The 11,023-nt window shown below is 59.9% G+C and carries 10 protein-coding genes and 1 pseudogene; 7 read left to right on the top strand and 4 right to left on the bottom strand.

What is annotated here, in order from left to right:
* Window positions 1-244 precede the first annotated feature (244 nt).
* Window positions 245-700 (top strand): DUF721 domain-containing protein, encoded by a 456-nt coding sequence (locus MKS85_RS15470; RefSeq protein ID WP_047227086.1) that lies wholly within the window; start codon window positions 245-247, stop codon window positions 698-700.
* Between the two features lie 206 nt (window positions 701-906).
* Here the strand turns inward: MKS85_RS15470 and MKS85_RS15465 are convergent, their stop codons facing one another.
* Window positions 907-2,394 carry a helicase HerA-like domain-containing protein gene (locus MKS85_RS15465; RefSeq protein ID WP_107321966.1) on the bottom strand — a complete coding sequence of 496 codons (1,488 nt, stop codon included), beginning with the start codon at window positions 2,392-2,394 and terminating at the stop codon, window positions 907-909.
* Between the two features lie 187 nt (window positions 2,395-2,581).
* Between MKS85_RS15465 and MKS85_RS28985 the strand changes: the two are divergent.
* From MKS85_RS28985 to MKS85_RS15445, 5 genes and pseudogenes are all read left to right on the top strand, one after another.
* Window positions 2,582-3,613 (top strand): annotated as a pseudogene (locus MKS85_RS28985) (cache and HAMP domain-containing protein); the annotation flags it as partial.
* Between the two features lie 93 nt (window positions 3,614-3,706).
* A complete protein-coding gene (locus MKS85_RS28980; RefSeq protein ID WP_370695207.1) occupies window positions 3,707-4,471 on the top strand; it encodes a methyl-accepting chemotaxis protein in 765 nt (254 codons plus the stop codon).
* 185 nt (window positions 4,472-4,656) lie between these two features.
* Window positions 4,657-5,778: a glycosyltransferase family 1 protein gene (locus tag MKS85_RS15455; RefSeq protein WP_047227089.1), complete on the top strand. Its 1,122-nt coding sequence runs from the start codon at window positions 4,657-4,659 to the stop codon at window positions 5,776-5,778.
* A gap of 16 nt (window positions 5,779-5,794) precedes the next feature.
* On the top strand, window positions 5,795-6,562 hold the full coding sequence (locus MKS85_RS15450; RefSeq protein WP_139049387.1) for a DUF2334 domain-containing protein: 768 nt from the start codon (window positions 5,795-5,797) through the stop codon (window positions 6,560-6,562).
* Window positions 6,559-7,554: a lysylphosphatidylglycerol synthase transmembrane domain-containing protein gene (locus tag MKS85_RS15445; protein ID WP_188252016.1), complete on the top strand. Its 996-nt coding sequence runs from the start codon at window positions 6,559-6,561 to the stop codon at window positions 7,552-7,554. The genes MKS85_RS15450 and MKS85_RS15445 overlap by 4 nt, the downstream gene beginning before the upstream one ends.
* 7 nt (window positions 7,555-7,561) lie before the next feature.
* Here the strand turns inward: MKS85_RS15445 and MKS85_RS15440 are convergent, their stop codons facing one another.
* Both MKS85_RS15440 and purU read right to left on the bottom strand, forming a co-directional pair.
* Complete coding sequence (locus tag MKS85_RS15440; RefSeq protein ID WP_047227092.1) at window positions 7,562-7,753, bottom strand: hypothetical protein; 192 nt, start codon at window positions 7,751-7,753, stop codon at window positions 7,562-7,564.
* Between the two features lie 58 nt (window positions 7,754-7,811).
* Window positions 7,812-8,660 (bottom strand): formyltetrahydrofolate deformylase, encoded by an 849-nt coding sequence (gene purU / locus MKS85_RS15435; RefSeq protein WP_047227093.1) that lies wholly within the window; start codon window positions 8,658-8,660, stop codon window positions 7,812-7,814.
* 303 nt (window positions 8,661-8,963) lie between these two features.
* On the opposite strand from purU, the gene mvaT reads away from it, so the two are divergent.
* On the top strand, window positions 8,964-9,341 hold the full coding sequence (gene mvaT, locus MKS85_RS15430) for a histone-like nucleoid-structuring protein MvaT (RefSeq protein WP_047227094.1): 378 nt from the start codon (window positions 8,964-8,966) through the stop codon (window positions 9,339-9,341).
* A 93-nt stretch (window positions 9,342-9,434) separates the two neighbouring features.
* Here mvaT and sbcB read toward each other — a convergent pair whose 3' ends face one another.
* Window positions 9,435-10,862: an exodeoxyribonuclease I gene (gene sbcB, locus MKS85_RS15425; protein ID WP_310663015.1), complete on the bottom strand. Its 1,428-nt coding sequence runs from the start codon at window positions 10,860-10,862 to the stop codon at window positions 9,435-9,437.
* Window positions 10,863-11,023 lie beyond the last annotated feature (161 nt).

The raw sequence follows: 11,023 nt of genomic DNA, 5'->3' as shown, positions 1-11,023 counted from the left end.
CATGGCCGCATGCGAACGAGCATTCTACCCGGAAACGATGGTGAGGAAAGTGGCGTTATTCCACGATGCTGGCACAGCGCTGTGACGGGGCCTCCCTAAAATAAGGGCTTTTGCGCGAACTTCAACCCACAAACGAGAGAAGTTATTCATTGATTGCGCGGACAAGGGCGCCCGCGGCGAGCGGTCGCGGCGCACTCGGCGCTTTCTGCTACCATGGCGCCTCTGTCACTTGCGGTATTCGTTCATGGCCTTTCGCCCTCTTCCAGCCAAGGTTCCCGCCGTTCTGCTGCGCGAAGCCAAACCGCTGAAAGCCATCTTCGGCCACGCCAAACGACTGGGTCACTTGCAGCGCCTGCTGGACAGCCAACTACAGCCCGCCGCTCGCGAGCACTGCCACGTGGCCTCCTGGCGCGAAGGCAGCCTGCTGCTGATCGTCACGGACGGTCACTGGGCTACGCGCTTGCGCTATCAGCAAAAGCGCCTGCTGAGGCAATTGCAGGCGTTCGAGGAATTTGCCGGCCTGACGCGGATTCTGTTCAAGGTACAACCGCCCACGGTGCAAGTCGCCGTCAAGGGGCACACGCTGGACTTGTCCACCGACGCAGCCGCCACCATCCAGGCCACGGCGGATGGCATCACCGACCCCAACCTGCGGGCGGCGCTGGAGCGGTTGGCGGCACATGCGCGGCCCAAGGATTGACTTCCAGGTCGCCAGTTGAATCGCTATCGCGAGCAGGCTCACTCCCACAGGGGATCTTCAGTGAACACAGATTTTGTGTACGACACAGATCAATTGTGGGAGCGAGCCTGCTCGCGATAGCGGCAGATCAGTCGGTACATTTGGCGCCTGTTGAATCGCCATCGCGAGCAGGCTCGCTCCCACAATGTTGAACTGTGCCGAGCCGGTTACCGGCGCTTTTTGCTCCCCAGCAACGACCCCATCAACCCACGTACCAGTTGCCGTCCCAACTGATTGGCGGCCTGGCGCATTGCCGATTTCAATGCCTGGCCGGCCGCCGTACCGAGAAATTCCCCGGCCTTGTCGGTGAAACTCGGTTCTTCAGCGCTCGCCTTGCCCTGTGCCTCTTCGGCTTGCGGCTCCAAGCCCTTGCGCCCCATCAGCACTTCATAGGCCGACTCGCGATCAATGGGTTTGTCATAACGCCCTTGCAAAGGGGAACGGGCGATCAGCCCGGCGCGCTCAGCGTCGGTCAACGGCCCGATCCGCGATTGTGGCGGCGCCACGAGCACACGCTGGACCATTTGCGGCGTGCCCTTTTCCTGCAAAGTGCCCACCAAGGCTTCGCCAATACCCAGCTCGGTCAGCACTGTCAGCGCATCGAATTGCGGGTTGGGCCGGAAACCGTCCGCCACCGCCCGCAGGGATTTCTGCTCCTTGGTGGTGAAGGCCCGCAAGCCGTGCTGGATGCGCAGGCCCAACTGCGCCAGCACGTCGTCCGGCAAGTCTCCTGGCGACTGGGTCACGAAGTACACCCCCACGCCCTTGGAGCGAATCAGCCGCACCACTTGCTCCAACCGCTCTTGCAACGCCTTGGGGGTATCGGCAAAGAGCAGATGGGCCTCATCGAAGAACAGCGCCAGCAGCGGTTTGTCCGCGTCGCCGCGCTCGGGCAATTGCTCGAACAACTCGGCCAGCAGCCAGAGCAGGAACGTTGCGTAGACTTTTGGTGCTTCATGCACCAGACGGCTGGCGTCCAGCAAATGGATAGGGCCGCGGCCGTCGCTGGCCGGTTGCAGGATGTCCTCAAGCTGCAAGGCCGGCTCGCCGAACAGCGCATCCGCGCCTTGTTGCTCCAATGTGGCCAAGCGCCGCAGCAATGCCTGGCTGGAACCGGTGGTCATCAAAGCGGCGTCGTCCCCCAGCAGCTCAGGGTTGTCCCTGAGATGATTGAGCAGTGCCTTCAAGTCCTTGAGATCCAGCAGCAACAGGCCTTCGCGGTCGGCAACCTTGAAGGCCGCGTACAGCGCCGATTGCTGACTGTCGGTGAGTTCCAACAGGCTGCCGAGCAACAGCGGGCCCATTTCACTCAGGGTGGTGCGCAGCGGATGACCGGACTTGCCATGAATGTCCCACAAGGTCACCGGATAAGCCTGGGGTTTGTGGCCGAGCCAGGACATGCCGGCGATACGCTCGGCGACTTTGCCTTGGGGGTTGCCGGCGGCGCCGAGGCCACACAGGTCGCCCTTGATGTCTGCGGCGAATACCGCAACGCCGGCATCGCTGAACGTCTCGGCCAGGCGTTGCAAGGTGACAGTCTTGCCGGTGCCGGTGGCACCTGCCACCAGACCATGACGGTTGGCCAGGCGTAGGGCCTGGGCGATGGGTTGGCCGGCAAGGTCGGCGCCAATAACAAGTTGCGATGAGTCAGGCATTTCGTCACCTGTGGTTAATCTATGGCCTTGCATGGCCGATATCTAAAGCGACAGACCTACTGAAACAAGGTCGGATAATTCCCTAAGGAGAGGAGGAAATATCAGCTTTTTTTCACTATGAAGCCATTTTTGCGCGCTTGTATATAAGCACGCTTAGCGTACCAAGACCTTAGCGGACCCCCGTGCCATGAATAAAAACCTGCGCTTTAGCCATAAAATTCTAATAGCCGCCGCGCTCATCGTGATTGCAGCCTTCGCTTCCTTCACGACCTACAACGATTACCTGCAACGCAATGCCATCCGTGACGACCTGGACAGCTACCTGCATGAAATGGGTGCTGTCACGGCAAATAACATTCAGACCTGGCTGACCGGCCGCATCCTGCTTATCGAGAACCTGGCCCAGAACATCGCCGTCACCCCCGACCCGAGCAGCGTCACCCACCTGCTGGAACAGAAAGCGCTGACCTCGACCTTCATGGCGTCCTACCTTGGCGATGCCCAGGGCAGTTTCATCATTCGCCCCGATGCGAAGATGCCTGACGGTTTCGATCCGCGCGTACGTCCTTGGTACAAAGGCGCACAAAGCAGCAGCACCTCGACCCTGACCGAACCCTACATAGACGCTGCCAGCGGCGGGCTGATCATTTCCATCGCCAGCGCCTCGAAAAACGCCACGCAAAATGTCGGTGTCGTGGGCGGCGACCTGAGCCTGCAGACCATTGTGGACAACCTCAAGACCGTGAATTTCGACGGCATGGGGTATGCCTACCTGATCAGCGCCGACGGCAAGATCCTGGTACACCCGGATAAAGCCCTGGTCATGAAAACCCTGGCCGAAGCCTACCCGACGAACACCCCGAAGATCAGCGACCAGATCAGCGAAGTCGAAGTCGATGGCCAAACGCGCATCGTGACCTTCACGCCGATCAAGGGCCTGCCCTCGGTGAACTGGTACGTCGGCGTGTCGGTGGACAAAGACAAGGCCTACTCGATGCTCAGCGATTTCCGCACCTCGGCCGTCGTGGCGACGGTCATTGCCGTGGCGTTCATCATTGCGCTGCTGAGCATGTTGATCCGCTTGCTGATCCAACCGCTGCATGTGATGACCCGGGCGATGGAAGACATTGCCGATGGCGACGGCGACCTGACCAAACGTCTGACGATCCAGAATCAGGACGAATTCGGCATTCTGGGCACGGCGTTCAACCGTTTCGTGGAACGTATCCATAATTCGATCCGCGAAGTGTCCTCCGCCACCGAACACGTCAACGAAGTCGCCTTGCGGGTGGTGAGCGCGTCGAACTCCTCGATGGTCAATTCCGACGAGCAGGCCAGTCGCACCAACAGCGTGGCCGCGGCCATCAATCAATTAGGCGCTGCTGCTCAGGAAATCGCCCGCAATGCAGCGCAAGCTTCCCATCAGGCCAGCGACGCCCGTGGCCTGGCCGAGGATGGTCAACAAGTGGTGGATCGCAGCATTGCCGCGATGAATCGCTTGTCCGACTTGCTGAGTGCCTCAAGCAGCAACGTTGAATCGCTGAACAGCAAAACCGTGAACATTGGCCAGATCCTGGAGGTGATCACCAGTATTTCCCAGCAAACCAACCTGCTGGCCCTCAATGCTGCAATTGAGGCAGCCCGGGCCGGTGAGGCCGGGCGCGGGTTTGCCGTGGTGGCCGATGAAGTGCGCAACCTGGCCCACCGCACCCAGGAATCGGCGCAACAGGTGCAGACCATGATCGAGGAGTTGCAGGTCGGCGCCCGGGATTCGGTCACGACCATGAACGACAGCCAGCGCCACAGCCAGGAAAGCGTGGAAATCGCCAACCTGGCCGGCGAGCGCCTGAACAGCGTGACCCAGCGCATCGGTGAAATCGATGGCATGAACCAGTCAGTGGCCACCGCCACCGAGGAGCAGACGGCCGTGGTGGAATCCATCAACGTGGACATCACCGAGATCAACACGCTGAACCAGGAAGGCGTGGAGAACCTGCAATCGACATTGCGCGCCTGCTCAGACCTTGAGCAGCAAGCGGCGCGGTTGAAGCAACTGGTGGGCAGTTTCCGCATCTGACGTCATCGCCAGCAGGCTCGCTTCCACGGGGTTTTGTGCACAACACAGATCCATGGTGGGAGCGAGCCTGCTCGCGATAGGCCCCTCTCAAACGACACACTGCTGACAGACATTCCGCCGCCCACAACCCCAACCGAACATCTATTCTTACTAAAGGTCAACAAAGGAGAATACAGACCGGAGGGATGTTCATCGTGCACATAGCGGACATAACCATGTTCTACGCCCCCGCCAGCGGCGGCGTGCGCACTTATCTGGATGCCAAGCACCGGCGCCTGAGTGATCGGCCCGGAATTCGTCACAGTCTGTTGATCCCTGGCGCGCATCTGAGCGAGCACGACGGGATCTATAAGGTTCCGGCCCCCGCCCTGCCTTTCGGCAAGGGCTACCGCTTCCCGCTTCGCCTGGCGCCCTGGCGCAATGTCCTGCGTGATTTACAACCGGACCTGATTGAAGTCGGCGATCCCTACCTCACCGCATGGGCTGCCCTGGATGCCCGGCGCCAGCTCGATGTGCCGGTGATCGGTTTCTATCACTCCGACCTGCCGCTGCTGGTCAGCAACCGCATGGGCAACTGGTTCACGCCCAACATCGAAGCCTATGTCAGCAAGTTGTACGGCAATTTCGACCGGGTCCTGGCGCCGAGCCAGGTCATGGCCGACAAGTTGATCGGGCTGGGGGTCAAGAACGTCTACGTGCAGCCTTTGGGCGTGGATCTGCAAACCTTCAACCCCGCCGCCCGCGACCCGGAACTGCGTGCCGAACTGGGAATTGCCGAAGACACGCGCCTGCTGATTTTCGCCGGTCGCGGTTCCAGGGAAAAAAACCTGCCGGTGCTGCTCAAGTGCATGAAACGCCTGGGCGAACGTTACCACCTGCTGCTGGTGGGTTCGTCCATGCCCGCCGTGGTCCCGGACAACGTTACAGTGGTCGATGAGTTCTGTCCGGCGCCGCAAGTTGCCCGGCTCATGGCCAGCGCCGATGCCCTGGTGCATGCCGGTGACCAGGAAACCTTCGGCCTGGTGATCCTCGAAGCCATGGCCAGCGGTATCCCGGTGGTGGCGGTGGCGGCCGGGGCCTTCACCGAAATCGTCCACGAAGACTGCGGCCTGCTATGCACGCCCGACAATCCACAGGCCATGGCCAACGCTGTGCGGCAGCTATTTGCCGAAGGCTGTCAGCGACGCGGTGTGCTGGCGCGCCAGCACGTTGAGCGTCACTACGCCTGGGACTCGGTGGTCAACAGCCTGTTGGGCCACTACCACAGCGTCCTGGGTGAACAACTGCCCCTGTTGGCCAATGGTTGAGGTGAAGTCCGTGTCGATGAATCAATCGCCCAGCCTACTGTTGGTGCTGCATGACGTGGCGCCGCAAACCTGGCCCGACTACCAGCCCTTCGTCGAAGCTGTCGACGCCCTCGGCCAGGTGCCAATGACCTGGCTGGTGGTGCCGGACTTTCACCACGCCAACGCGCTGGAGGATCACCCCGGTTTTCGGCGCCTGCTCGACAACCGGGTCGAGCGCGGCGACGAATTGGTGCTGCACGGCTACTACCATTGCGACGACGGTCCGCCGGCGACTCATCCCAAGGACTGGTTCATGCGCCGGGTGTATACCCACGAAGGCGAGTTTTACAGCCTGTCCGAGGAGGCGGCCCTCGCCCGCCTGCGCGCGGGTGTCGAAACCTTCCAGCGCTACCAGTGGCCACTGGAAGGTTTCGTCGCTCCGGCCTGGCTCATGAGCGAAGGCACGCGCCAGGCACTGCGCCAGTTGCCACTGAGTTACACCAGCGATCCCCAGCATCTCTATCGCTTGCCGGACTTCACCCCGATCGACGCTCCGGGACTGGTATGGAGCGCCCGCAGCGCCTGGCGCCGTGGCCTTTCCAAAGTCATCAATGATCAACGTGAACAGCGCTGGCGCCAGGCGCCAGTCATTCGCCTTGGCCTGCATCCCGTCGACATGCGCCATGGGTTCTCCCGGGATTATTGGTTGCGCACCCTCGAACGCCTGCTCAACGACGGCCGCGTGCCGATGACCAAGGTCCAATGGCTGGCGACCCAGGGCCTGCGGGTCAGCGACGCGGCATGAAACGGCTGATATGGCTGGGCGCCGCCTTGCTCTTGGCGCTACTGGTGCCGTGGTTGATGGGTGGCGGGGAGATGTGGTCGCGGGTGCAGCGCTTTCCCTTGTCACTGCTGCTGACCATGCTCGGCATGATTGTCCTGTGCTGGGGCTTGAATTCCGTGCGCCTGCGTTTGCTGCTGGGTGAACACCGCGGGCGCGTCGGACGGCTGAAAAGCATTGGCGTCGTCATGTCCACCGAGTTCGCCATGTGTGCCACGCCCGGCGGCAGTGGCGGGCCGCTGACGCTGATGGCGTTGCTGGCGCGCAACGGCGTGCGTCCGGCCCATGGCAGCGCGGTGTTTGCCATGGATCAGTTGAGCGATCTGCTGTTTTTCCTCTGCGCCTTGGTCGGCATCCTGTTTTATGCCTTGTTCCAGAACCTCAGCCAGAGCATCGAATGGATGCTGGCATTGAGTGCCTTCTCGTTGTTTGGCGGACTGTTCGGCTGCGTGCTGGTGGCCCGCTACCACCGCAAACTGATTCTGCTGGGCGCTCGGTTATTGCGACATCTGCGGGTAAAGACCGCCACTCGCCAACGCTGGGGACGCAAGATCCTGCACTTTCTGGCGGCATTTACCGACACCCTGAAATTGCCCCGTCAGACCCTGTTCCAGGTCTTCGGCCTGACCTGCCTTCACTGGGCCCTGCGCTACAGCGTGTTGTATCTGGCGTTGAGAGGACTGGGGGCGGATTTGCAGTGGGCCTGGAGCTTTCTGATCCAGATGATCTCCTTGAGCGCAGGGCAGTTCAGCCTGCTGCCCGGTGGCGCCGGGGCGGCAGAGTTGACCTCGGCGGCGCTGCTGGCGCCCATGGTGGGAAAATCCACGGCGGCAGCGGCGATTCTGATCTGGCGGGCCGTGACCTATTACTTTTATCTGGTCGCCGGTGGCCCCGTGTTCTTTTTGATGGTCGGGCGACCATTGATCAAGAAACTGATCAAGCTGCGACAGGCGTGACTCCTATTTAGACTTCACCGCTTTCAGGCTTTGCAGGCGCTGGTTCGTCCTCGGGGTGCATTTGTTTCCACAGTTGCGCAGCGTCGGGAAACTCCGTGCCATCCTCCGGGCTCAACGCTTCAGGATCGTAACGGCTCAGGCACCCCTCACCCAGGGTCGCCGGGGCTCGGGAGGTGGCTTTGTCCAATGGGTCGGTCATGGCGAACCTCATGAAAAAAGGGCCTGGTGATCACTCGCCCAGGCCCTTTGCAGTGTAGTCAGAACACCACGGTCTTGTTGCCGTGCACCAGCACTCGGTCTTCCAGGTGATAACGCAAGCCGCGCGCCAGTACCATTTTTTCCACGTCACGGCCGAAACGCACCATGTCTTCGATGCTGTCGCTGTGGCTGACGCGCACAACGTCCTGCTCGATGATCGGCCCCGCGTCCAGCTCTTCGGTCACGTAGTGGCAGGTGGCGCCAATCAGCTTCACACCCCGCATCGAGGCCTGATGATACGGCTTGGCACCGACAAACGACGGCAGGAAGCTGTGGTGGATATTGATGACCTTGTGCGCGTATTCGCTGCACAAGGAAGGCGGCAGGATTTGCATGTAGCGGGCCAGCACCACCACCTCGGCGTCGTGCTGTTTGACCAGCCGCGAAACTTCGGCAAACGCCGGCTGCTTGTCCTGTGGGTCGACCGGAACGTGGTAATAAGGGATTCCGTGCCACTCCACCATACTGCGCAAGGCGTCATGGTTGGAAATGACACAGGCGATGTCGCAATCGAGCTCATCGCTGTGCCAGCGGTGCAGCAAATCAGCCAGGCAGTGAGATTCTTTACTGGCCATCAGCACCACGCGTTTTTTCTGCTCGGTATCGGTGATTCGCCAGTCCATCGAAAACTCTTCGGCAATCGGTGCGAACGCCTCACGAAAGGCTTCGATGCCGAAGGGAAGCGAGTCGGCACGAATTTCGTGACGCATGAAAAACCAGCCACTGTGAGTGTCCGAGTGATGGCTCGCTTCAGTGATCCAACCATTATGGGACGCCAGAAAATTACTGACCTTAGCAACGATGCCGACGCGGTCCGGGCAAGCGATCACCAGCCGAAAAGTGCGCATTAGGGGAACTCCAGAACTTCACAAAGGCGGCCATTCTAGCCATTGCGCGGCAAAACTGCAGTATCGATGACACGCCGCGCACATTTGTCTGCCCGGGCAGCAATGGGCCGGACCTTTGGCAACACGCTATATTTGTGAGCAGATGTGAAGACTGTGTTTCAGTATTTAACTGCAACGCCGTTTTTGCGAGGCTGCACTAATTAATTAAATAAAACATCGGTTAAATGTTTACTTGATGAAACTGTCTGATTACTATTGCCTCACTGTCTCCTTGTCACCCGCGTCCTACATAAGGTAGTCCTCATGTCCTTGATCAATGAATACCGCAGCACCGAAGAAGCAATCAAAGAACTGCAAGAACGCCTGAAAGCTCTGTCCAAAGACGACAAGCTGCAGAAAGAACTGGAATTCGAAGGCAAACTGCGCACGCTGATGGGCGAATACCAGAAATCGCTGCGTGACATCATTGCCATGCTGGATCCAGAAGCCAAATCGAGCAAGGCAACCCGTGGCGCCGTAAAAACTACCGGCACCAAACGCGCTCGCAAAGTTAAGCAATACAAAAACCCGCACAACGGCGAAGTCATCGAAACCAAAGGTGGCAACCACAAGACTCTGAAAGAGTGGAAAGCCAAGTGGGGCGGTGACGTGGTTGAAGGTTGGGCAACCCTGCTGGGCTAAGCCTCACCGGTTCGCGCCGCTTTATGCGAACAGAATAACGCCAGCGATTGCTGGCGTTTTTTTATGCCTGCGATTTACCCACTTCATCGCCACTCAAAGGCTTAAACGTTTACGCAATTGCTGGCTGTAGCCCTGCCACTCTATGAGTACCTCGCGCTGCAATGGCGTGGAAACGGCCATCCATTCCTCCATCGCCTCATCAAAACTTTGCAAGGTATTAGGCGCCCCCCATTCCGGGGAGGACAAACGCTGCTGACAGAAAAGTCTCCAACGCTCCTGCTCTTCGCCGGTCAAGGTCTCAGGGAAGTTGCGCGCGCGATATCTGAACAATAACTCCGGTAAACGCTCATCATCAAAAGGCCAGTGTTCTGAAGCCAATTGAGCAGGGTCAGCCATGCGGACTTGCTCGCACAATCGACGATCGCGGTCGCCGATGAAGCCTGCGTATAACTGCTGCTCGGGATCCTCACTGGCCGTGAAATCCTCGCGACCATAAATAGCCTGAAGTTTGTCCTGCCAAACTTGCTGTGCGTCAGTTAGCCGCAGCGCACGCTCCTGATAAACGTCCATGTCCAGTTGCAGCCGCTGCTGGTCCTCGGCACGCAGCACCGAGAGCGGCGCGACCACCGGGCACTTGTTGATATGAATGAGTTTGAGAGGCACCGGCAACTCGCCTTCGAGCAGTTCTTCACGGCGGGTATACAAACGTTGCCTCAGGGTTTCAGCATCGTGGTCCAGCAAACCCAGCGGGTCCAGGTGCAAGTCACAGACAATCAGGGCATTGCGATTTTTCGGGTGCCAGGCCAATGGCAAAACTACCCCGATGTAGTTGCGCGCGGCCGAGAAACGCCCGGAAACATGCACCATAGGCTGCAACAGGCGGACCTGATCCATGACTTTCTGTTTGCTGCGCAGTTGGAACAGCCACTCGTAAAGCCTGGGTTGTTTCTGGCGGATCAGACGGGCCAAGGCGATCGTCGCGCGCACGTCCGACAACGCATCGTGAGCCTGGCCGTGGTCAATACCATTGGCGGCGGTCAGGCGCTCCAGCTTGAGGGTCACGCGGCCCTCCTCTTGCGGCCAGACAATGCCTTCGGGGCGCAGCGCATAGGCGGCGCGCACCAGGTCGATCAGGTCCCAGCGGCTATTGCCGCCCTGCCACTCCCGCGCGTACGGGTCGAAAAAATTCCGATAGAGGCTATAGCGGGTCATTTCGTCGTCGAAGCGCAGGGTGTTGTAACCGGCGCCACAGGTGCCGGGCGCGGCCAGTTGCCCGTGGATACGGGTCATGAAGTCGGCTTCAGTCAAGCCTTTGTCGGCCAGGCATTGCGGGGTAATGCCGGTGATCGCACAAGCCGCCGGATGCGGCAGGATGTCCTCGCTGGGCTGGCAATACAGGTTCACCGGCTCGTCGATTTCATTGAGTTCGAAATCGGTACGGATCCCCGCCACCTGCAAGGGCCGGTCACAACGCGGGTTGATGCCAGTGGTTTCGTAGTCGTACCAGAAGATAGAAGTCACGGGGCGTTCCTGGGTTGAAGACTGGCGAAGTCTAGGCCTTCGAGCCCACCTGCGGCCAGCGCTGCCTGAGTTTTGAAATCCAAAGGGGGATCTGAGGCGGACACCGGATCAGTGAACACCCCGATCAAAACTGTGGGAGCGAGCCTGCTCGCGATAGCGGT

It is taken from the genome of Pseudomonas sp. JL2 (assembly GCF_031570495.1).
In the GTDB taxonomy this organism is placed as follows: Bacteria; Pseudomonadota; Gammaproteobacteria; order Pseudomonadales; family Pseudomonadaceae; genus Aquipseudomonas; species Aquipseudomonas rhizophila.
The sequence above is the reverse complement of the archived record's forward strand: the minus strand, read 5'-3'. Positions and strand labels throughout refer to the sequence as shown.

Excerpts from the sequence above, each read along its gene's own strand:
- MKS85_RS15465 (WP_107321966.1), bottom strand. The coding sequence starts at position 2,394 with ATGCCTGACTCATCGCAACTTGTTATTGGCGCCGACCTTGCCGGCCAA.
- purU (WP_047227093.1), bottom strand. The coding sequence starts at position 8,660 with ATGCGCACTTTTCGGCTGGTGATCGCTTGCCCGGACCGCGTCGGCATC.
- mvaT (WP_047227094.1), top strand. The coding sequence starts at position 8,964 with ATGTCCTTGATCAATGAATACCGCAGCACCGAAGAAGCAATCAAAGAA.
- MKS85_RS15455 (WP_047227089.1), top strand. The coding sequence starts at position 4,657 with ATGTTCATCGTGCACATAGCGGACATAACCATGTTCTACGCCCCCGCC.
- MKS85_RS15440 (WP_047227092.1), bottom strand. The coding sequence starts at position 7,753 with ATGACCGACCCATTGGACAAAGCCACCTCCCGAGCCCCGGCGACCCTG.
- MKS85_RS15470 (WP_047227086.1), top strand. The coding sequence starts at position 245 with ATGGCCTTTCGCCCTCTTCCAGCCAAGGTTCCCGCCGTTCTGCTGCGC.
- MKS85_RS28980 (WP_370695207.1), top strand. The coding sequence starts at position 3,707 with ATGGTCAATTCCGACGAGCAGGCCAGTCGCACCAACAGCGTGGCCGCG.
- MKS85_RS15445 (WP_188252016.1), top strand. The coding sequence starts at position 6,559 with ATGAAACGGCTGATATGGCTGGGCGCCGCCTTGCTCTTGGCGCTACTG.
- MKS85_RS15450 (WP_139049387.1), top strand. The coding sequence starts at position 5,795 with ATGAATCAATCGCCCAGCCTACTGTTGGTGCTGCATGACGTGGCGCCG.